At 72.1% G+C, this 21,668-nt stretch carries 18 protein-coding genes; 13 read left to right on the forward strand and 5 right to left on the reverse strand.

Going from position 1 to position 21,668, the window contains the following annotated elements:
• Nucleotides 1–45: 45 nt before the first annotated feature.
• The 7 genes from rhaI (at nt 46) to ACIRU3_RS20755 (ending at nt 8,965) form a co-directional block, all read left to right on the forward strand.
• Nucleotides 46–1,206 carry an L-rhamnose isomerase gene (rhaI, locus tag ACIRU3_RS20725; protein ID WP_404058170.1) on the forward strand — a complete coding sequence of 387 codons (1,161 nt, stop codon included), beginning with the start codon at nt 46–48 and terminating at the stop codon, nt 1,204–1,206.
• 135 nt (nt 1,207–1,341) lie between these two features.
• Nucleotides 1,342–3,381 carry a bifunctional aldolase/short-chain dehydrogenase gene (locus tag ACIRU3_RS20730; RefSeq protein WP_404058172.1) on the forward strand — a complete coding sequence of 680 codons (2,040 nt, stop codon included), beginning with the start codon at nt 1,342–1,344 and terminating at the stop codon, nt 3,379–3,381.
• The gene (locus ACIRU3_RS20735; protein WP_404058174.1) at nt 3,378–4,841 is read left to right on the forward strand and encodes a rhamnulokinase family protein; all 1,464 of its coding nucleotides are present in this window, start codon (nt 3,378–3,380) and stop codon (nt 4,839–4,841) included. Before ACIRU3_RS20730 ends, ACIRU3_RS20735 begins: the two co-directional genes overlap by 4 nt.
• A 72-nt stretch (nt 4,842–4,913) precedes the next feature.
• Nucleotides 4,914–5,669 (forward strand): (Fe-S)-binding protein, encoded by a 756-nt coding sequence (locus tag ACIRU3_RS20740; RefSeq protein ID WP_404058176.1) that lies wholly within the window; start codon nt 4,914–4,916, stop codon nt 5,667–5,669.
• Nucleotides 5,666–7,144 carry a LutB/LldF family L-lactate oxidation iron-sulfur protein gene (locus ACIRU3_RS20745; protein WP_404058178.1) on the forward strand — a complete coding sequence of 493 codons (1,479 nt, stop codon included), beginning with the start codon at nt 5,666–5,668 and terminating at the stop codon, nt 7,142–7,144. Before ACIRU3_RS20740 ends, ACIRU3_RS20745 begins: the two co-directional genes overlap by 4 nt.
• On the forward strand, nt 7,141–7,788 hold the full coding sequence (locus tag ACIRU3_RS20750; RefSeq protein WP_404058180.1) for a lactate utilization protein C: 648 nt from the start codon (nt 7,141–7,143) through the stop codon (nt 7,786–7,788). Before ACIRU3_RS20745 ends, ACIRU3_RS20750 begins: the two co-directional genes overlap by 4 nt.
• Before the next feature lie 22 nt (nt 7,789–7,810).
• Nucleotides 7,811–8,965, forward strand: coding sequence for an ATP-binding cassette domain-containing protein (locus ACIRU3_RS20755; protein WP_404058182.1), 1,155 nt, complete (start codon nt 7,811–7,813; stop codon nt 8,963–8,965).
• Nucleotides 8,966–8,987: 22 nt separating this feature from the next.
• Here ACIRU3_RS20755 and ACIRU3_RS20760 read toward each other — a convergent pair whose 3' ends face one another.
• The 4 genes from ACIRU3_RS20760 to ACIRU3_RS20775 form a co-directional block, all read right to left on the reverse strand.
• Nucleotides 8,988–9,929, reverse strand: a complete 942-nt coding sequence (locus tag ACIRU3_RS20760; RefSeq protein WP_404058184.1) for an ABC transporter substrate-binding protein — start codon at nt 9,927–9,929, stop codon at nt 8,988–8,990.
• Nucleotides 9,926–10,597, reverse strand: a complete 672-nt coding sequence (locus tag ACIRU3_RS20765; RefSeq protein WP_404058467.1) for an ABC transporter permease — start codon at nt 10,595–10,597, stop codon at nt 9,926–9,928. Before ACIRU3_RS20765 ends, ACIRU3_RS20760 begins: the two co-directional genes overlap by 4 nt.
• Nucleotides 10,594–11,274 carry an ABC transporter permease gene (locus ACIRU3_RS20770; protein WP_404058186.1) on the reverse strand — a complete coding sequence of 227 codons (681 nt, stop codon included), beginning with the start codon at nt 11,272–11,274 and terminating at the stop codon, nt 10,594–10,596. The genes ACIRU3_RS20765 and ACIRU3_RS20770 overlap by 4 nt, the downstream gene beginning before the upstream one ends.
• A gap of 78 nt (nt 11,275–11,352) precedes the next feature.
• Nucleotides 11,353–11,925 (reverse strand): TetR/AcrR family transcriptional regulator, encoded by a 573-nt coding sequence (locus tag ACIRU3_RS20775; protein WP_404058188.1) that lies wholly within the window; start codon nt 11,923–11,925, stop codon nt 11,353–11,355.
• Between the two features lie 142 nt (nt 11,926–12,067).
• Between ACIRU3_RS20775 and ACIRU3_RS20780 the strand changes: the two genes are divergently transcribed.
• From ACIRU3_RS20780 to ACIRU3_RS20795, 4 genes are all read left to right on the forward strand, one after another.
• Complete coding sequence (locus ACIRU3_RS20780; protein ID WP_404058190.1) at nt 12,068–12,925, forward strand: AAA family ATPase; 858 nt, start codon at nt 12,068–12,070, stop codon at nt 12,923–12,925.
• On the forward strand, nt 12,922–14,271 hold the full coding sequence (locus ACIRU3_RS20785) for a VWA domain-containing protein (protein WP_404058192.1): 1,350 nt from the start codon (nt 12,922–12,924) through the stop codon (nt 14,269–14,271). The genes ACIRU3_RS20780 and ACIRU3_RS20785 overlap by 4 nt, the downstream gene beginning before the upstream one ends.
• Before the next feature lie 126 nt (nt 14,272–14,397).
• Nucleotides 14,398–15,372 (forward strand): pyridoxal-phosphate dependent enzyme, encoded by a 975-nt coding sequence (locus tag ACIRU3_RS20790; protein ID WP_404058194.1) that lies wholly within the window; start codon nt 14,398–14,400, stop codon nt 15,370–15,372.
• Nucleotides 15,373–15,548: 176 nt separating this feature from the next.
• Nucleotides 15,549–16,520 carry an NAD(P)-dependent alcohol dehydrogenase gene (locus tag ACIRU3_RS20795; protein WP_404058196.1) on the forward strand — a complete coding sequence of 324 codons (972 nt, stop codon included), beginning with the start codon at nt 15,549–15,551 and terminating at the stop codon, nt 16,518–16,520.
• 66 nt (nt 16,521–16,586) lie between these two features.
• Here the strand turns inward: ACIRU3_RS20795 and ACIRU3_RS20800 are convergent, their stop codons facing one another.
• Nucleotides 16,587–16,952 (reverse strand): cupin domain-containing protein, encoded by a 366-nt coding sequence (locus ACIRU3_RS20800; RefSeq protein WP_404058469.1) that lies wholly within the window; start codon nt 16,950–16,952, stop codon nt 16,587–16,589.
• 378 nt (nt 16,953–17,330) lie between these two features.
• On the opposite strand from ACIRU3_RS20800, the gene ACIRU3_RS20805 reads away from it, so the two are divergent.
• Both ACIRU3_RS20805 and ACIRU3_RS20810 read left to right on the forward strand, forming a co-directional pair.
• Nucleotides 17,331–19,205, forward strand: a complete 1,875-nt coding sequence (locus ACIRU3_RS20805; protein ID WP_404058198.1) for a glycoside hydrolase family 47 protein — start codon at nt 17,331–17,333, stop codon at nt 19,203–19,205.
• A 5-nt stretch (nt 19,206–19,210) separates the two neighbouring features.
• Nucleotides 19,211–21,655, forward strand: coding sequence for an RICIN domain-containing protein (locus tag ACIRU3_RS20810; protein WP_404058200.1), 2,445 nt, complete (start codon nt 19,211–19,213; stop codon nt 21,653–21,655).
• Nucleotides 21,656–21,668 lie beyond the last annotated feature (13 nt).

Here is a 21,668-nt window from a genome sequence, read left to right on the forward strand (position 1 = left end):
TTTCACATGCTCAGTCGTTCCAGCGGACACCACAGGAGCCCCGAAGTGACCGACCTCGCCGCGGTGAAGGCCGCGCTGAAGACCCAGGCCGTCGAGACGCCGTCGTGGGCGTACGGGAACTCGGGAACCCGCTTCAAGGTGTTCGCGCAGGCCGGCGTGCCCCGCACCCCGCGGGAGAAACTGGCCGACGCCGCCCAGGTCCACAAGTTCACCGGCGTGGCCCCGACGGTCGCGCTGCACATCCCGTGGGACAGGGTCGACGACTACGCCGCGCTGGCCCAGTACGCCGAGGAACGCGGGGTCGGGCTGGGCGCCATCAACTCCAACACCTTCCAGGACGAGGACTACAGACTGGGCAGCATCTGTCATCCGGATGCGGCGGTGCGGCGGAAGGCTCTTGATCATCTGCTGGAGTGCGTCGACATCATGGACGCGACGGGCTCCGCCGATCTGAAGCTGTGGTTCGCGGACGGCACGAACTATCCCGGGCAGGACGATGTGCGGGCTCGCCAGGACCGGCTGGCCGAGGGGCTCTTCGAGGTGTACGCGCGGCTCGGGGAGGGGCAGCGGATGCTTGTCGAGTACAAGCTGTTCGAGCCCGCCTTCTACACGACGGACGTACCGGACTGGGGGACCGCGTACGCGCACTGTCTGAAGCTCGGGCCGAAGGCGCAGGTCGTGGTCGACACCGGGCACCACGCACCGGGCACCAACATCGAGTTCATCGTCGCGACGCTGCTGCGGGAGGGAAAGCTCGGCGGGTTCGACTTCAACTCACGGTTCTACGCGGACGACGATCTGATGGTGGGGGCGGCGGATCCGTTCCAGTTGTTCCGGATCATGTACGAGGTCGTACGTGGGGGCGGGTTCACCTCCGAGGTCGCGTTCATGCTGGACCAGTGCCACAACATCGAGGCGAAGATTCCGGCGATCATCCGGTCCGTGATGAATGTGCAGGAAGCGACGGCGAAGGCCCTGCTCGTCGACCGGTCCGCGCTGGCCGCGGCGCAGGCCTGCGGCGATGTGCTGGGGGCGAATGCCGTGCTGATGGATGCGTACAACACGGATGTGCGGCCGTTGCTTGCTGAAGTCCGGCGGGAGATGGGGCTGGACGGCGATCCCCTGGCCGCGTACGCGCGCTCGGGTTGGGCGGAGAAGATCGTGGCCGAGCGGGTCGGTGGACAACAGGCCGGGTGGGGAGCGTAGGCGTCCGCCGGGTTCTGTCGTCTGCGGGGTGCGGACCGGTCGTGGCCGGCCGCGCCCACGCGGCGGAGCCGCATGTCGATACGGCCCCGCGCCTCTTTCGGTACGTCCCCTCTTCTGACACAAGGACTGCATCTCATGGCGAACCACCCCGAAGCCGCTGCTCTTCTCGCTCGTTCCCACCGGCTCGGTTCCGATCCCCGCAACACCAACTACGCCGGCGGCAACGCCTCCGCCAAAGGCACCGCCACCGACCCCGTCACCGGCGGTGACGTGGAGCTGATGTGGGTGAAGGGGTCCGGTGGTGACCTCGGGACGCTCACCGAGGCGGGGCTGGCCGTGTTGCGGCTGGATCGACTGCGGGCCCTCGCCGATGTCCATCCCGGTGTGGAACGGGAGGACGAGATGGTCGCCGCCTTCGACTACTGCCTGCACGGCAAGGGTGGGGCGGCTCCCTCCATCGACACCGCCATGCACGGGCTCGTGGACGCCGCCCACGTGGACCATCTGCACCCGGACTCCGGTATCGCGCTCGCCTGCGCCGCCGACGGGGAGAAACTGACCGCCGAGTGCTTCGGCGACCGAGTGGTGTGGGTGCCGTGGCGGCGTCCCGGGTTCCAGCTGGGGCTGGACATCGCCGCGACCAAGAAGGCCAACCCGCAGGCCGTCGGGTGCGTCCTGGGCGGGCACGGCATCACCGCGTGGGGCGACAGCTCCGAGGAGTGCGAGCGGAACTCGCTGCACATCATCCGCACCGCCGAGGCCTTCCTGCAGGAGAAGGGGAAGCCCGAGCCCTTCGGGGTGGTGATCGAGGGGTACGAGGCGCTGCCCGAGGGCGAGCGGCGGGAGCGGGCCGCGGCACTCGCGCCGTATGTGCGGGCCATCGCCTCGCAGGACGGGCCTCGGACGGGGCACTTCGACGACGCCGACGCGGTGCTCGACTTCCTCTCCCGCGCCGGGCACCCGCGGCTGGCGGCCCTGGGCACCTCCTGCCCGGACCACTTCCTGCGCACGAAGGTACGGCCGCTCGTCCTCGACCTGCCCCCGTCGGCGCCGCCGGCGGAGGCGGTCGCCCGGCTGCGGGAACTGCACGCCGCCTACCGCGAGGAGTACGCGGCCTACTACCGGCGGCATGCGCTGCCCGGCTCCCCCGCCATGCGCGGCGCCGACCCGGCGATCGTGCTCGTCCCGGGCGTGGGCATGTACTCCTTCGGCAAGGACAAGCAGACCGCCCGGGTCGCGGGCGAGTTCTACCTCAACGCGATCAATGTGATGCGGGGCGCCGAGGCGGTGTCGAGGTATGCGCCGATCGAGGAATCGGAGAAGTTCCGCATCGAGTACTGGTCCCTCGAGGAGGCCAAGCTCCGGCGGATGCCCGAACCGAAGCCGCTGGCCACCCGGGTGGCGCTGGTGACCGGGGCCGGCAGCGGGATCGGGAAGGCGATCGCGCACCGTCTGGTCGCCGAGGGCGCCTGTGTCGTCGTCGCCGATCTCGACGCGGAGAACGCCGCTGCCGTCGCGGAGGAACTCGGCGGTTCCGACCGGGCCGTCGCCGTGACCGTCGACGTCACGTCCGAGGAGCAGATCGCCGCGGCCTTCGCGTCGGCCGTGCTCGCCTTCGGCGGGGTCGACCTCGTCGTCAGCAACGCCGGAATCTCCATCTCCAAGCCGCTGCTGGAGACTTCGGCCGAGGACTGGGACCTCCAGCACGACATCATGGCCCGCGGATCGTTCCTGGTGTCGCGGGAGGCGGCCCGCGTGATGATCGCGCAGGGGCTGGGCGGCGACATCGTCTATGTCGCCTCGAAGAACGCCGTCTTCGCGGGGCCCAACAACATCGCCTACTCCGCGACCAAGGCCGACCAGGCCCATCAGGTACGGCTGCTCGCCGCCGAGTTGGGCGAGCACGGGATCCGGGTGAACGGGGTCAACCCGGACGGTGTGGTGCGCGGGTCCGGGATCTTCGCGGGCGGCTGGGGTGCCCGGCGCGCCGCCGTGTACGGGGTGCCGGAGGAGAAGCTGGGCGAGTTCTACGCGCAGCGGACCATCCTGAAGCGGGAGGTGCTGCCGGAGCATGTGGCGGCCGCGGTGTTCGCGCTCACCGGCGGGGACCTCACGCACACCACCGGGCTGCACATCCCGGTCGACGCGGGTGTGGCCGCCGCGTTCCTGCGATGAGCGCGGGCGTGAAGTCGTACGCCGCGGTCGATCTGGGCGCGTCCAGTGGGCGGGTGATGGTCGGGCGGGTCGGGCACGACGCGCTGGAGCTGAGCGAGGCGCACCGGTTCCCGAACCGTCCGGTGCGCCTCCCGGAGGGGCTGCGCTGGGACGTGCTCGCGCTGTACGCCGGTGTGCTGGACGGGTTGCGGGCGGCCGGTGCCCAGGGCGGCGGACGACTCGACTCCGTCGGCATCGACAGCTGGGCCGTGGACTACGGGCTGCTGGACGGGGACGGTGCCCTGCTGGGCAACCCGGTGCACTACCGCGACACCCGCACCGAGGGCGTCGCGGAGAAGGTCTGGGCGACCGTGTCGCCCGCCGAGCTGTACGCGGCGACGGGACTGCAGTTCGCCCCGTTCAACACCCTGTACCAGCTGACGGCCGCCCGCTCGACCGCCCAGTTCGCGCAGGCCGAGCGGCTGTTGCTCGTCCCCGACCTGCTGGCGTACTGGCTGACCGGCGAGCAGGGCACCGAGCTGACCAACGCCTCCACCACCCAGCTGATCGACCCCCGCACCCGCGACTGGGCGTACGACGTGGCCGGCCGGCTCGGCATCGACCTCGGCCTCTTCGCACCGCTGCGACGGCCCGGCGACCCGGCCGGCGTGCTGCGGACGCAGGTGCTGGAGGAGACGGGTCTCCACGGACCGGTGCCGGTGACGGCCGTCGGCTCGCACGACACCGCGTCGGCGGTGGCCGCGGTCCCGGCCGTCGGCGAGCGCTTCGCCTACATCTGCACCGGCACCTGGTCCCTGGCCGGCCTCGAACTGGACGCGCCCGTGCTCACCGAGGAGAGCCGGGCCGCGAACTTCACCAATGAGCTGGGGCTGGACGGCACGGTCCGCCATCTGCGGAACATCATGGGGCTGTGGCTGCTCCAGGAGTGCCTACGGGCCTGGGGCGAACCGGACCTGGGACCGTTGCTGCGCGAGGCGGCCGGGGTGCCCGCGCTGCGGTCGGTGGTGGACGCCGGGGACCCGGCGTTCCTCGGGCCGGGGCGGATGCCGGAGCGGATCGCCGAGGCGTGCCGCGCCTCGGGGCAGCCGGTGCCCGTGACGCGTGCCGAGACCACCCGCTGCATCCTCGACTCACTGGCCCTCGCCCACCGGCGGGCCGTCGCGGACGCGCAGCGGCTGGCCGACCGTCCGGTGGACGTCGTCCACATCGTCGGCGGCGGGACCCGCAACGCGCTGCTGTGCCGGCTGACGGCCGACGCCTGCGGGCTGCCGGTGGTGGCGGGCCCGACGGAAGCCGCCGCACTCGGCAACGTCCTGGTGCAGGCCCGGGCGCACGGGCTCGTCGGCGACCTCGCCGGCATGCGGCGCCTGCTGGTCCGTACCCAGCCGCTGACGCGGTACGAGCCGCGCGGCGACACGGCACGGTGGCGGGCGGCGGAGGCCCGGCTCGCCGCAGGGTGAGCCGCCCACTCCCCTCGGCGGTATCCGCCCATTACCCTGCACTCGTCCGATGACCGACCTCTAGGAGCCGCGATGCGTGTCGCCCTGTTCCTGACCTGTGTCAACGACACGCTCTATCCGGACACCGGCCGGGCGGTGGTGAAACTGCTGACCAGACTGGGTGTCGAGGTCGACTTCCCGATGGCGCAGACATGCTGCGGGCAGGCTCACTACAACACCGGGTACCGGCATGAGGCGGAGCCTCTGGCCCGGCATTTCTCCGATGTCTTCGGTGGGTACGAGGCGATCGTGACCCCGTCCGGATCGTGCGGTGCGATGGTGCGGGAGCTGTATCCGCGCATGGGCGAACGGGCGCGGGCCGAGGGGCGCGGTGACGCCCTGGCCCGGACGCTGGCACCGGTGGTCCCCAAGACCTACGAGCTGACCGAGTTTCTGGTGGACGTGCTGGGCGTGACGGACGTGGGCGCCTCCTACCCGCACCAGGTCACCTACCACCCGACGTGCCACGGACTGCGCAGCCTCGGTCTGGGTGAGCGTCCACGCCGGCTCCTGGAGGCCGTCAAGGGGCTGGAGCTGGTCGAACTGCCGGGCGCGGACGAGTGCTGCGGGTTCGGCGGCACCTTCGCGCTCAAGAACCCCGACGTGTCGGCGGCGATGGGCGCGGACAAGGTGCGCAACGCCGAGTCGACCGGCGCCGAGGTGCTGTGCGCGGCGGACAACTCCTGTCTGATGCACATCGGCGGGACCATGACCCGGCTCGGCACCGGCATGCGGCCGGTGCACATCGCGGAGATCCTGGCGAGCACGGAGGAGGAACCGGCGGCATGAGCGGGACGTTCGTAGGGATGCCGGCCTTCCCGAAGGCCGCGCACGAGGCGGTCGACAACCCGGTCCTGCGCGGAAATCTGCGGCACGCCACCCACACCATCCGGGCCAAGCGGGCGAAGGCCGTGGCCGAGGTGTCCGACTGGGCGGAGCTGCGGGAGGCGGGCAGGCGGATCAAGGACCACACGCTGCGTCACCTCGACCGGTATCTGGTGCAGTTGGAGGAGTCGGTCACGGCGGCCGGCGGCACCGTCCACTGGGCCGTCGACGCGGACGAGGCCAACCGGATCGTGGCCGGCCTGGTCAAGGCGACCGGCGAGTCGGAGGTCGTCAAGGTCAAATCGATGGCCACACAGGAGATCGGCCTCAACGAGGCGCTGGAGGCGGAGGGCATCCGGGCCTACGAGACCGATCTCGCCGAGCTGATCGTGCAGTTGGGCAAGGACCGGCCCTCGCACATCCTGGTCCCCGCCATCCACCGCAACCGGGGGGAGATCCGCGAGATCTTCGCCCGCGAGATGGGCGAGTGGGGCCGCCCCGCCCCCGAGGGCCTGACCGACACGCCTGCCGAACTCGCCGAGGCGGCCCGGCTGCACCTGCGGGAGAAGTTCCTGCGCGCCAAGGTCGGCATCTCCGGAGCCAACTTCATGGTCGCCGAGACCGGCACGCTGGTGGTCGTCGAGTCCGAGGGCAACGGACGGATGTGCCTGACCCTGCCCGACACGCTGATCTCGGTCGTCGGCATCGAGAAGACCGTGCCGAGCTGGCGGGACCTGGAGGTCTTCCTGCAGACCCTGCCGCGCTCCTCCACGGCCGAGCGCATGAACCCCTACACCTCGATGTGGACCGGCACCACGGACGGGGACGGGCCGAAGACCTTCCACCTGGTGCTGCTGGACAACGGCCGCACCGACACCCTCGCGGACGAGGTCGGCCGCCAGGCCCTGCGCTGCATCCGCTGCTCGGCGTGCCTGAACGTCTGCCCGGTCTACGAGCGGGCCGGCGGCCACGCGTACGGCTCGGTCTACCCGGGTCCCATCGGCGCGATCCTCAGCCCGCAGCTCCGGGGCACCGCGAGCGAGATCGACGCCTCGCTGCCGTACGCCTCCTCACTGTGCGGCGCCTGCTACGAGGTCTGCCCGGTGGCCATCGACATCCCGGAGGTGCTGGTGCACCTGCGGGAACGGGTCACCGAGGGCGGCCAGGTGACGAGGGAGGGCAACAAGGTCGTACTGAGGCCGGCGAAGGGGCACGCCGTCGAGCGGGCGGCCATGCGGGCGGCAGCCTGGGCGTTCGGCCGTCCGGGCGTCCTGCGCACCGGGCAGCGGCTCGCGTCCCGCACCCGCCGTCTCCACCCCCGCTCGCTGCCGGGCCCCGGCAGGGCCTGGAGCGCGACCCGCGACCTCCCGCCGGTGCCGGCGGAACCGTTCCGCGACTGGTGGCAGCGTACGAACGGCGGAAAGGACACGGCCAAGTGAGCAGCAGGGAACGGATTCTGGGCCGGGTGCGGCGCGCGCTCTCGGACGTGCCGCAGGACGACACACCGTACGAGCGGGCGGTCGGACGGAGTTATCTGCGCGAGCACGGCGAGCGTGGCGTCGAGGCGACGGTGGACCTGCTGGCGGAGAACCTGGCGGACTACCGGGCGATCGTGCACCGCACCACCGGCGAGGAGCTGCCGTACGTCATCATGCGGCTGCTCGCGGAGCGCGGGTCCCGGAAGGTGCTGGTGCCCCCGGGACTCCCGCCGGAATGGTTGTCGGCGGCCGACCCGGCCAAGGTCCACGACCGGGCCGTGAGCACGCCCCACGAGCTGGACGAGGTGGGGAGCGTGGTGACCGGCTGCGCCGTCGCCGTCGCCGAGACCGGCACGATCGTCCTGGACGGCGGACCGGACCAGGGCCGCCGCCGGATCACGTTGATCCCGGACCACCACATCTGTGTCGTCCGGGTCCCCGGCCAGGTCGTGGCGTCCGTGCCGCAGGCTCTCGAACGCCTGGCTCCGGCGCGCCCGCTGACCTGGATCTCCGGCCCCTCCGCCACCAGCGACATCGAACTGGACCGGGTGGAGGGCGTGCACGGTCCGCGCACCCTGGAAGTGGTGCTGGTGAGCGGCGGGTGACGGGCGCGGTTAGCGTGAGGGAATGATCCGGTTCGAGCAGGTCACCAAGCGGTATCCGGACGGTACGACGGCCGTGGACGGTCTCTCCTTCGAGGTGTCCGAGGGCGAACTCGTCACGCTCGTGGGTCCCTCGGGCTGCGGCAAGACGACGACCATGATGATGGTGAACCGGCTCATCGAGCCGACCTCCGGCCTGATCCTCGTCAACGGCGAGGACATCGCCCGGGTCGACCCGGTGCGGCTGCGCCGCCGGATCGGCTACGTCATCCAGCAGGTGGGACTCTTCCCGCACCGGACGGTGCTGGACAACACGGCGACCGTGCCGGCGCTGCTCGGCTGGAAGCGGGTGAAGGCCCGGGCCCGGGCCGCCGAGCTGCTCGATCTGGTGGGCCTCGACCCGAAGACGTACGGGCCGCGCTATCCGGAACAGCTCTCCGGCGGCCAGCGGCAGCGGGTGGGCGTGGCGCGGGCGCTCGCTGCCGATCCGCCGGTGCTGCTGATGGACGAGCCGTTCGGTGCCGTCGACCCCGTGGTGCGCGAGCAGTTGCAGGACGAGTTCCTGCGGATGCAGGCCGCGGTGCGCAAGACGGTGCTGCTGGTCACGCACGACATCGAAGAGGCCGTCAGGCTCGGCGACCGTATCGCCGTCTACGGACAGGGACGCATCGAGCAGTTCGACACGCCCGGCGCGGTGCTCGGCTCCCCCGCCACGTCGTACGTCGCCGGGTTCGTGGGCGCCGACCGGGGGCTGAAGCGGCTGTCGGTCACCGAGATCGAGCCGGACGACCTGGAGCAGCCGCCGGTGGCCCGGGTGGACGAGCCCGCCGAGCGTGCCGTGGAGCGGCTGCGGGGCGACGGCGCGCGGTGGGCGGTGGTCCTCGACGCGCACGGCGATCTGCACGGCTGGGTCGGCCGCCACGAGCTGGCCGCGGGCGGCACGGTCGGTGACCTCGCGCACCGGATGACCGCCTGGGTGCCGGTGGGAGCCCCGCTGAAGCAGGCGTTCGGGGTGATGCTCCAGCACGACGCCGGGTGGGTCGCGGTGCTGGAGGGGGCGCGCTTCCTGGGCGTGCTGACACCGGCGAAGCTGCACGAGGCGCTGCGCCGCTCGGTGGACGCGGACGCGCGGGGTGTGGCGCGCGGGCAGGTGCCGTTCGACTCGGTCTCGGACGCGTGAGGCCGCGGGTCACCGCGTCTCCTCACTTCAGCAGGCCCTTGTCCGTCAGATAGGTCCGGGCGACGTCGGCGGGCAGCCGGCGCCAGCTGTCGACCTGCCGGTTCAGATCCGCCAGGTCCGCCGTGGTGAGGACGTCGTTGAGCCTGCCCAGGGCCTTGGCCACACTCTCGCTGCCGGCGCGGGAGCGATTGACGACCGGGACGACGTAGTCGGCGTTCTGCAGGTGCTTGTCGTCGGCGAGCAGGACCAGCCCGAACTGGTCCAGGGTGGCGTCCGTGCTGGTGGTCAGCACCATCTGGTCCCGGCCCTCCTGCACGGCCCGCTTGGCCTGGGTGGTGCCGACGCCCTTGGGGTCCACCCCGGTGATGTCGATGCCGTACACCTTCTTCAACCCCGGTTCGCAGTAGGGCCGTTGGACGCACTCGTCCCCGGCGGCGAGCCGCACCTTCAGCTTCGAGGCGCCGAGGTCGCTGAGGGTCTTCAGGTGGTGCTGCCGGGCGTAGGCGGCGGTCACCGCGAAGGCGTTCTGGTCCACCGCGCGGCCGGGCGGCAGGACCGTCAGGCCGCGGGGGGCGGCGAGCCCGCGCAGGGCTTTCATGGTGGCGGCGAGGTCGGGTGAGCCGACCGGTTTCGCGTCGGGGCCGTGGGCCTTGGCGTTCAGCCAGTCGGCGAAGGTGGCCGCGTACTCGGGCACGACGTCGATCTGGCCGGACTCCAGGGCCGGTTCGTACAGCTCCCGGTTGTTGACCGTGAGGATCGACGTCCTGTAGCCGGCCTGGTCGAGCAGCTGTGCGTACATCTGGGCGAGCAGGTCGCTCTCGGTGAAGCCGGCCGAGCCGATGGTCAGGTGGTGGCTGTCGCCGGGCGGTGCGGTGACGTCGCCGCGGTTCTCCAGGGAGGGGCCGGTGGAGCACGCGGTCAGGGCGAGGAGCACGGCCGCCGTCGGCACGGCGGGCGCCCTCATCGGCCGCCCCTCGCCCACGCCGGTGCCAGGCGTTCGGCGACTTCGAAGACGACCTCGACGATCAGTGCGAACACGGCGACGAGGAGGGCGCCGGCGACCACCTGGGGGGTGCTGGCCAGGTTGAATCCCGCCGTGATGATCCGGCCGAGGCCGCCGCCGCCCGCGAGCGCGGCGATGGTCGCGGTGGCGACGAGCTGGACGGCGGCGATCCGCACCCCGTTCATGACCATGGGGAGCGCAAGGGGCAGTTCCACGCGGAACAGCATCTGCCGCCCGGTCATCCCCATGCCCCGCGCCGCCCGCACGACGCTCCGGTCGACCTCGCGCATGCCGACGTAGGCGTTGGTGAGCAGGGGCGGCACGGCGAACAGCACCAGGGCGACCACCGTGGGCCCCTCGCCCCACCTCCCGACCGGGGTCAGCAGGAGCAGGACCAGCACCGCGAAGGTGGGGACGGCCCGGCCGACGTTGGAGATGTTGACGGCGAGCGCGCCGCCCCTGCCGAGGTGGCCGAGGACCAGCGCGACCGGCAACGCGATCACACAGCTGATGACCAGGCAGACGACGGTGAGCACCAGGTGCTGGAGCAGCCGGTGCCAGACGCCGTCGTCGCCGGACCAGTGCGCCGGGTCGGTGAGCCAGTCCCAGGTGGCGCCGAGGGTGTTCATGCCCGGGCCGCCCGCGCCCAGGGGGTGATCAGCCACTGCACGCCCAGCAGGAGCAGGTCGGCGGCGACGGCGATCACCACGCACAGCACGGACGCGGTGAGCACCTGGGCCTTGAAGTAGGTGTTCATGCCCGCGTAGATCAGGTTTCCGAGGCCGCCGAAGCCGACGATCGCGCCGACCGTGACCAGGGAGACCGCCGAGACGGTCGCGATGCGCAGCCCGGCCATCGCGGCGGGCAGGGCCAGGGGCAGCTCGACGGTGAGCAGCAGCCGGATCGGTCCGTATCCGAGGCCGCGCGCGGCCTGCCGGGTCTCCTGCGGGACCGCGCGCAGCCCGGCGAGGATGTTGCGCACGAGCAGGGTGAGCGAGTAGAGCACCAGTCCCGCGACGACCAGGGTGGCCGAGAGGCCGTAGAGGGGCAGGAGCAGGGAGAACATCGCCAGGGACGGGATGGTGTAGAGGATCGTCGTCACGCCGAGGACCGGGCCTGCCGCCAGGGCCCAGCGGCGGGCGAGCACCGCGAGCGGCAGGGCGATCGCGAGGCCGATGAGGACCGACACCGCCGTCAGCTGGAGGTGCTGGACGACCGCGTCGAAGAGGATCTGGCGGCGGGTGCTCAGGTAGGCGCCGCAGATCCATTCGTTGCGCGCGAGGCAGTCGTCCGGGGGCGCGGTCACGAGTCCATTGCACGGGGCGGGCGAGCGGGTCGGCGCGTTGTGGTGGCCCGTCCGGGGACGTGGGCCACCGGGTGTGGGCTACCCCACTCCGGCCGCGTCCAGCAGCGCTGTCACCGTCGCCGTGGCGAGTCCGTCGTCCAGGCGTTCCACACGGGCGCCGGCGCGGGCGCTGGCGCCGTCGAAGATCAGCATGAGCTGGCGGGCGAGCAGTCCGGGGTCGCGGGCACCGCCTTGTTCGGCCCGGGAGCGGAATGCCTCCTGCAGGCGTTCCTTGACCGCGCGGGCGACCTGGCTCGCCGGATGGCCGGGGTCCTTCACCTCGACCAGCACGGCGAGGTACGGGCAGCCGTGGTAGTCGGGGTCGGTGGAGGCCTTCTCCACCTGCTCGAAGATGTGCAGGATCCGCTCCCGCGGCGTCCCGGAGTCCGGGCCGGCGAGCGCGAGCTGGGCCTCGTACCGGGCGATCCGCTGCTCCAGGCTCGCGGCCAGCATCTCGTCCTTGCTGTCGAAGAGCTGGTACATCGACCGCTTCGAGACACCCGCCGTGCGGCACAGCGCCTCGATGCCGACGGAGACGCCGTCGCGGTAGAAGAGCTGGGCGGCGGCGTCGAGCAGCCGGTCGCGGGGGGACGCCTTGTCCGTGGTGGCCATACGGCGAGGTTACCGCTTCGCCGACGAATGGAAACCGATCGGTATACACATCCGGGGCGCCCGGAGAACTCCGTGACAAGATGGGTGAACAAGCGCTTAGATAGTTACTGGAAGACAGATCCCGACCCATCCGGAGGCCCCGTTGTTCACATCCGTCGACGACGTCTCCGCCCGCCTCGCCGAGACCGGGTATCTCGCCTCGCGGGCCGTCGCCACGACCGTCTTCCTCGCCGACCGGCTGGGCAAGCCACTGCTGGTGGAGGGCCCCGCCGGGGTCGGCAAGACCGAGCTGGCCAAGGCCGTCGCCCAGGTCGCGGAGGCGCGGCTGGTACGGCTGCAGTGCTACGAGGGCGTGGACGAGTCCCGGGCGCTGTACGAGTGGAACCACGCCAAGCAGCTGCTGCGCATCAGCGCGGGCCGCGACGAGAGCTGGGACGCGGCCCGCACCGACATCTTCAGCGAGGAGTTCCTGCTCCCCCGCCCGCTGCTGACCGCGATCCGCGGTGAGGAGCCGACCGTGCTGCTGATCGACGAGACCGACAAGGCCGACGTCGAGATGGAGGGGCTGCTGCTGGAGGTGCTCAGCGACTTCCAGGTCACGGTCCCCGAGCTGGGCACGATCACCGCGACCCGCCGTCCCTTCGTCGTGCTCACCTCCAACGCCGGCCGCGAGCTGTCCGAGGCACTGCGCCGCCGCTGTCTGTTCCTGCACATCGGGTTTCCCGAGGAGGAGCTGGAGCGGCGGATCGTACGGCTGAAGGTGCCGGGGCTCGGTGCGGCGCTGGCCGAGTCGGTGGTGCGGGTGGTCGGCGCGCTGCGCGCGATGGACCTGCGCAAGGTGCCGTCGGTCGCCGAGACCATCGACTGGGCGCGCACCCTGCTGGCCCTCGGCGCCGGCACGCTCGACGAGACCGTCGTACGGGACACCCTGGGCGTGATCCTCAAGCACCAGGACGACGTGGCCAAGGCCGCGGCCAAACTCGACCTGGACAGCCTGTGAGCGGTGTCGACGGGCGGATCACCGCTCTGGTCGGCGCGCTGCGCGCGCACGGCGTGCGGATCGGCACGGGGGAGACCGTCGACGCGGCCCTCGCCGCGCGGGCCCTGGGGTTCGCCGACCGGGACCTGCTGCGGGAGGGGCTGGCCGCGACCCTGCTGCACGGGCCGGGACAACGTGCGGTCTTCGACCCGGTCTTCGACCTGTACTTCCCGCGCGGCGTCGGCGGTCCGGACCTGGACGGGACAAGCCGGGAGGAGCTGCGCGAGCGGCTCGCGGACGCGCTGGCCGCCGACGACCGGTCGCTGCTGGCCCGGCTGGCGGCGGAGGCCGTGGACGGCTTCGGCGGGTACGGGAGTTCACCGGGTTCGGACGGCTGGTCGGCGTACCAGACCCTCGACCGGCTCCGTCCGCAGACCCTGCTGGCCCGGGTGCGGGCCGACGTCAGGGGCCGGGACGGGGGCGCGGGGTTCGCTGACCGGCTGCTGGACGACGAGATCCGGCGCCGTATCGAGGTGTTCCGGCAGCTGGTCGCGACGGAGGCGCGGCGCCGGGTCGCCGAGCGGCGCGACCGGGACGAGATCGCCCGGCGGGCCGTCGCGCCGACCGCCGACCGGGTGGACTTCCTGTACGCCGGCCGGGACCAGCTCGCCGAGCTGCGCAGAACGGTTCAGCCGCTCGCGCGGAAGCTGGCGACCCGGCTTGCCGCGCGCCGCCGCCGGGCCGCGCGTGGCACGGTCGACCTGCGCCGCACACTGCGCTCCTCGCTGTCCACGGGCGGGGTGCCGATGCGGCCGGTGCTGCGCAGGCGCCGTCCGGTCCGGCCCGAACTGGTGCTGCTGTGCGATGTGTCGGGCTCGGTCTCCGGGTTCTCCGACTTCACGATGCTGCTGGTGCAGGCGCTGCACGACCAGTTCAGCAAGGTCCGGGTGTTCGCCTTCGTCAACCGCCTCGACGAGGTGACCGGCCTGCTCGACCACGGCCGCGCCGACCCCGACGGCCTCGGCGCCCGGATCCGCGCCGAGGCCACGCTCACCGGCTGGCACGGCAGCAGCGACTACGGCGTCGCCCTGGGCGAGTTCGCCGAGCGGTACGACGCCGCGGTCGGCCCGCGCACGACCGTCTTCGTGCTCGGGGACGCCCGCACCAACATGAGCGACCCGAACCTGCCGGCCGTCCGCGAAGTCGCCCGGCGCGCCCGGCGCGTCTACTGGCTGAACCCCGAGCCGCGCGCCCAGTGGGGCACCGGCGACTCGGCGGCACCCTCCTACGCCGAGCTGGTGGAGATGCACGAGTGCCGCACGGCCCGGCAGCTCGGCGCGCTCATCGCACGGCTGCTGCCGGTGTGACGCGGGGCGGCCGGGCATGGTCGACTGGGCCAGGCCCTGGCCGGCCACGGGGCCCCGCGCCCGTCGGCCGCCCGCCAATCGCCCGCCAACCGCCCGCCAACCGCCCGCAGACGAGGACCGTACGACATGAGCCACGAACCCGTGCAGTTCGGCACCTTCCCCACGCCCGTCGAACCGGCGCCCCGGCTCGCCGCCGCGCTCGGGCTCGGACCGGAGGACCTCTGGATCAAGCGGGACGACCTGACCGGCCTGGGCGGCGGCGGGAACAAGATCCGCAAGCTGGAGTGGACCGTGGGCGCGGCGCTGGCCGAGGGCGCGGACACCCTCGTCACCACCGGCGCCCCGCAGAGCAACCACGCCCGGCTGACGGCCGCCGCGGCCGCCCGGCTGGGCCTGGACGCCGTTCTTGTGCTGCGCGGATCACCGGGTCTTTCGCACTCCGGGAACCTCGCCCTGGACGGGCTTCTCGGGGCACGGCTCGCCTGGGCGGGCGACGTGGACCGGACCGGACTGGACACCGCGGCCGCCGAGGTGTGTGCGCGGCTGCGCGCGGACGGCGCCCGTCCCGCGCTGATCCCGTTCGGCGGGTCCAGCGCGCTCGGCGCACGAGGCTATGTGCGATGCGGCGAGGAACTGCGGACTCAGGTGCCGGACCTGCGGACGGCGGTGGTCGCGCTCGGCTCGGGCGGCACCATGGCGGGCCTGGTCGCCGCCCTCGGCACGCAGTCCGTGCTCGGTGTCGACGTGGGCGCGCTGGCCGATCCGGCCGCCGCGGTGACGGAGTTCGCGGGCGCGCTCACCATGGACAAGATCACGGCGGACCGGCTGCGGGTGCGCCGGGACCAGGTGGGCAGCGGGTACGCGGCGCTGACCGGTTCGGTGGCCCAGGCGCTCCGGCTCGCCGCCCGCACCGAGGGAATCGTCCTCGACCCGACCTACACCGGCCGGGCCCTGGCCGGACTGGCCGCCGCCGTCCGGGACGGCGAGGTACGGCCGGGCGAGAAGACCGTGTTCGTGCACACCGGTGGGCTGCCCGGTCTCTTCGGCCACGCGGACGCCGTCGCGTACGCCGAGCAGGGGGCCCTCGCCCACGACGGCTGAGGCTGACCACTGACGGCTGACGGCTGACGGCTGACGGCTGACGGCTGACGGCTGACGGCACCGGCGGCCCCCTACACGCAGACGCCCTCGTCCTCCCCCGGGACTACGGCACTTCCCCGATTCCCCACCGAAGGGCCTCCTTCTAACCTGCCAGTACGCGGCAGGGGGAGAGAACCATGAAGGCAGTCGTCCAGGATCAATACGGCTCACCGGACGTGCTGGAACTCAGGGACGTGGACGAGCCGGTGCCCGGCGACGACGAGGTACTCGTGCGGGTGCGGGCCGCCGGGCTGAACGCGTACGACTGGCACCTCATGCGCGGTGACCCGTACGTGGCCCGGCTGGCGCTGGGGCCGCGCACGCCCCGGGCCCGGATCCGGGGCCGGGACTTCGCGGGCGAGGTGGCGGCGGTCGGCCGGAACGTGACCGATCTCCGCCCGGGCGACGAGGTGTTCGGCGAGGTCGACGGCACGTTCGCGGAGTACGTCTGTGTCCCGGACGCCTGGGTGGAGCGCAAGCCCGCCGCCCTCACCTTCGAGCAGGCGGCGGCGCTGCCGCTGGCCGGGAGCACCGCCCTGCGCGGACTGCGCGACGTGGCAGGGCTGCGGCCGGGCCAGCATGTGCTGGTCAACGGCGCCTCCGGCGGGGTCGGCACGTTCGCCGTGCAGATCGCCAAGGCGCTCGGCGCGGAGGTGACCGGCGTGTGCAGCACGCGCAACACCGAGCTGGTCCGTTCGCTGGGCGCGGACCATGTCGTCGACTACACACGGGAGGACTTCACGCGCGCCGGGCGACGGTACGACGTCGTCCTCGACCTCGCGGCCAACCACGGGATCTCCGGCCTCCGGCGCGCCCTCGCGCCCACCGGGACGCTCGTCCTCGGCAGCGGGGGCAGCCCGGGGCAGTTCCTCGGGGCTCCGGTCCTCATCCTCAAGGGGCTCGTGCTCTCCCCCTTCGTCCGTCAGCGGCTGCGCCCGCTCATCGGGCCTCAGCCCACCAAGGCGGTGCTTGCGGCGCTGCGGGAACTGGCCGATGCCGGGAAACTCGCCCCGGTGATCGACCGGACCTACCCGCTGGTCGAGGCTCCCGAGGCCATCCGGTACCTGGAGGTGGAGCACGCACGCGGGAAGGTCGTCGTCACCGTCTGACGGGGCCGGCCGGCCGGTTCGGTGCCCCGCGGTGACGCGCGCACCGCGGGGCACACACCGACCGGCTCACGCCCCCCGAGCCTTCGCGTAGTTCTGTGCCATGCCCCCCGCGAAGTCGAACACCACGACCTGCTCGTCGCCCACCACCCAGGCGTCGTGGCCCGGCGAGCACACGAAGACGTCGCCGGGGCCGACCTCGCACTCCCCGCCGTCGTCCATGCGCAGGTGCATGCGCCCCTGCACCACGTAGCCGTTGTGGTGGACCATGCAGCTGTCCGTACCCGCGATCGGCGCCACGGACTCGGACCAGCGCCAGCCCGGTTCGAAGGTGCCCACCGCGAAGTCCAGCCCGGTCAGATGGAGCGCTTCGAGGTGGCCGCGGGGGAAGTCGCGCCGCTCGTCCGGCTTGTCCACCGTCTTCACTTCCAGCATCACGGTGTCCTCCCTTCCGGCCGCTTCACACGGCCGGGGGCCGGCCCCCGTCCCCCGGCGGCCTCGGACGGCACCGGCGCAGCGGTGACCGTACCCCACGCCTCCATCGTCGGCCCGGCCCCACAGGACCGCCATTCGGAAGAATCCGCGCCCATGGGCCGACGGCGCAGGTAGTCTCGTCCGCGAGTATTGACATGCCCATGCTCGCTCTGCAGACTCGGCTGTCTGCGCGACCCCGCACCCCCTGCCGGCCCGCGTCCGCCCCCCAACCGCCGCCGCCGTGACGCCTTTTCGGCCCCATGCCCCGAACGCACCGCACCGTGAGCCACGCAAGACGTTGAGACAACGTTGTCAACGCGCCCCGGACGGAGGCCCCTCATGGCAACACCCCCCACCGACGACTTCCCGGTCACTCCCGTGGACACCAGGCTCACGCGACGCGCCCTGCTGCGTACAGCGGCAGGGGCGGCCGCCGCGTTCTGTGTGCTCGGCGGCCCGGGAGCGGCAGCCGCGTCCGCCGCGCCCGGCCCGGCCGACCCCGCCCTCGCCGACGACGTGCGCCAGGAGTTCCTCACGGCGTGGACCGCCTACCGTCGGCTGGCCTGGGGCCGCGACGAACTGCGCCCGGTGAGCGGCACCGGCTCGGAGTTCTTCATCAGCGGTGTACCGCTGGGGCTGACCGTCGTCGAGTCGCTGGACACCCTCTTCCTGATGGAGCTGGACGGCGAACTCGACGCGGCGGTCTCCTGGATCGGCGGCAACCTGGACTTCGACCGCGACGCGAGCGTGCACGTCTTCGAGACGATCATCCGGATGGTCGGCGGGCTGCTCTCCGGCTACCACTGCACCGGGGATCCGACCCTGCTGGCCAAGGCCCGCGACCTGGCCGACCGGCTGCTGCCCGCGTTCACGAAGTCGCCGACCGGGGCGCCGTACCGGTACGTGAACCTGCGCACCGGCGCGGTCAGCGGCAATCAGGTCCCGCTGGCCGAGATCGGCAGCAACATCACCGAGCTGGGGTGGCTGTCCCGGCTGACCGGTGACCAGAAGTACTTCGACGCGGCGAAGAAGGCACTGAAGGTCCCGTACGACCGACGCTCCTCGCTGAACCTCCTCGGTACGACGCTCAACGTGGACAGCGGCGCGTGGACCGACGCCACCGCGCGGGTCGACCCGCCCGTGGACTCGTACTTCGAATACCTGTGGGACGCCTACCAGTTCTTCGGCGACAACGAGATCCGCGGCTGGTACCAGACGCTGACCTCGGCCGTCCTGCAGCGCCTCGGGGAGACCTACAACGGGCGGCTGTGGTTCAGGTCCGTCAACATGAACAGCGGGGCGGTGACCGGCCGCGGACAGTCCGAACTCACCGCGTTCTACGCCGGACTGCTCGGGCAGGGCGGCAACCTGAGCGAGGGCGAGTCGTACCACGCGTCGTGGGCGGCGGCGCTGACACAGTTCCGGCTGCCACCGGAGGGGATCGACTACACGACGCTCGCCGCGACCAGCAACCAGTACCAACTGCGCCCCGAGTACGCGGACTCGGCGCTCTTCCTGTATCTGCTGACCGGCAAGGAGGTCTACCGGGACCGCGCCAAGTGGCTGTGGGACGCCCAGAAGGCGCACTGCAAGGTCGCGAACGGCTACTCGGTCGTGTCGGACATGACGACGACACCGACGACCAAGGGCGATCTGACGCCCGGCTACTGGTACTCGGAGAACATGAAGTACTTCTACCTGCTGTGGTCAGGGACGCCGCGCTTCGACTACACCACCAACTACCTCACCACGGAGGGCAACGTGCTGCGCGGCGCCAACCGGGTCGCGGCACCCGCGCCGAGCGGCACCTTCCGGCTGCTCAACCGGGCGACCGGGCGGGCGATGGACGTGAGCGGCGCCTCCCTCTCGGACGGCGGAGCAGTGATCACCTGGACCCCGCACACGGGCGCCAACCAGCGGTGGATCGCCACGACATCCGGCGCCCACACCAAGCTGACCTGCCTCAACAGCGGCAAGGTGCTGGAAGTACCGCGCTCCTCGACCGCGGACGGCACCGCCCTGAACCAGTGGGCGCACAACGGCACCAACACCCAGCAGTGGGCCCTCCAGCCGGCCGGCGACGGATACCAGCGGCTCGTCAACCGCAACAGCGGCAAGGCCCTGGACATCGACGGCACGGCGGGCGGCGCCGCGGTGGTGCAGCGTCCGGTGAGCGACGCGGCCTCGCAGCAGTGGCAGCTGGAGAGGGCGTGACACCGATGCGTGCGCGACCGGTCCGCTCCCCCGCCCTGCGTGCGCTGCTCGTGCTGGCGTTCCTGGCCACCGTCCTCGGCCTGCCCGCCGCCCGGGCCCACGCCGCGACCTCCGTCACCATCAACGGCACCGCGGCCGGCCGGATCTTCGACGGTGTCGGCGCGGTCAGCGGCGGCGGGGGCAACTCCAAGCTGCTGTACGACTATCCGGAGCCGCAGCGCAGCCAGATCCTCGACTACCTCTTCAAACCGGGCTACGGGGCGGGCGTCTCGCTGCTGAAGGTGGAGATCGGGGGTGACGCCAACTCCACGGACGGCGCCGAACCCAGCCATATGCACACCGCGGACGACCAGAACTACGACCGCGGCTACGAGTGGTGGCTGATGGAGCAGGCCAAGGCCCGCAATCCGCACATCGAACTGGCCGCTCTGGCATGGTCGGCGCCGGGCTGGATCGGCACGTCCGACGTATGGACCCAGAACATGATCACCTACCTGGTGAACTACGTGCGCGGCGCCCGGGACGCACACCGCCTGGCCATCGACTACCTGGGCGGCTGGAACGAGAACGGCTGGGACGCCGGGTGGTTCGTACGGCTGCGGGCGGCGCTGGACGCCGCCGGGTTCGGGAACGTGCGGCTGGTCGGCGCGGACGGCGGCTGGGACGTGGTGAACGACCTGCGGAGCGACCAGGCCTTCCGCGACGCGATCGACGTGGTCGGCGCGCACTACCCGTGCGAGGGCGTCTCCGAGTCCACCGGTGACCGCTGCGAGTCCCCGGCCGCCGCCCAGGACCTGGGCAAGCCCCTGTGGGCCAGCGAGAACGGCTCCCAGGACTACTACGCCAACGGCCCGGTGATGGCCCGTCAGCTCAACCGGGGCTATGTCGACGCCAAGCTGACCGCCTACCTCAACTGGCCCCTGATCGCCGCCCTGCCACCCGGACTGCCGTTCCAGACCACGGGATTGATGGTGGCCCCGCAACCCTGGTCGGGCCAGTACTCCGTGGGCAAGGGACTGTGGGTGCAGGCGCACTGGAACCAGTTCGCCCAGCCGGGCTGGCAGTTCCTCGACTCCGCGAGCGGCTACCTGTCCGGCGACCGGGACATCGGCAGCTACGTCACCCTCAAGGCACCGGGCAGCACGGCCTATTCGACGATCATCGAGACCACCCGTGCCACCACCACCGAGCGGTTCACGGCGAACGTCACGGGCGGGCTGCCCGCCGAGGGTCCGCTGCATGTGTGGGCCACCGACCTCAGCTCGGACCACCCGGCCGACTGGTTCGTCCGGCAGCCGGACGTCACGCCGTCCGGCGGCAGCTGGTCCCTGACCCTGCAGCCGGGGCACATCTACTCCGTCGGCACCGCCGGCGGCCAGGGCAGGGGAACCGCGTCCGGCCCCGCGGCCGCGTCCTTCCCGCTGCCGCACAGCGACTCCTTCGACGGGTACGCCACCGGCCGTGAGGCCCGCTATCTCGCCGACCAGCACGGCTCGTTCGAGACCGTGCCCTGCGGCGGCAGACGCGGCGGGCGGTGCCTGCGGCAGATGGCGCCCGTGGCTCCCGTCCCCTGGCACCCCCACGACAGTCCGGCGTACGCGCTGATCGGCGACAACTCGCTGACGAACTACACCGTGCAGTCGGATGTGATGTTCGAGCGCACCGGCGGCTCGGTGGCCCTGCTGGGCCGGTTCGGAGCGCGGGACTACTGGCAGGTGGGCCGGATCAACGCGTACCACCTGAAGATCGCCCAGTCCGGCCGCTGGCAGATCCTGCGCGGCGACACCGCCGGCACCCTGACCGTCCTCGCCTCCGGCACCCGGGCCGCGCTGGACCCGGACACCTGGCACAAGGTGGCCTTCCGGCTGCAGGACTCGACACTGACCGCGCTCGTCGACGGGGTCACCCTGGGCAGCGCCGAGGACACCGCGTACGGGCTCGGTCCGGCCGGGGTGGCGGTGGGGGTCGGGGAGACCGCCGTCGCCGACCGCTGGCGCACCGTGCAGTTCGACAACTTCTCGATCACGCCGGGCCCGACGACCACGTACAAGATCGTGAACCGGAACAGCGGAAAGGTGCTCGCCTCCGGTTCCGCGGCGGAGGGCGCGGCGGTCGTGCAGCAGACCGACGCCGGCACGGCGATCCAGCGCTGGCGCGTGGTGCCGTCCGGCGCCCATGTGCAGCTCGTCAACGTCGGCAGCAACCGGGCCCTGGACGTCCCCGGCTTCTCCACCACCCAGGGCACACAGCTCGTGCAGTGGACCGTCAACGGCGGCGCCAACCAGCAGTGGACGCTCGGCACGGCGAGCGACGGACTCCGGACACTGATCAACCGCAACAGCGGCCTGCTGGCGGACGTCAGCGGTGCCTCGACCGCGCAGGACGCGCCGGTGATCCAGTGGGCCGCGAACGGCGGGCCCCATCAGCAGTGGCAACTGGTGCCGGCATAAGGCTGCAACGGGG

The organism is Streptomyces sp. NPDC101151, from assembly GCF_044768335.1.
Lineage (GTDB): Bacteria > Actinomycetota > Actinomycetes > Streptomycetales > Streptomycetaceae > Streptomyces.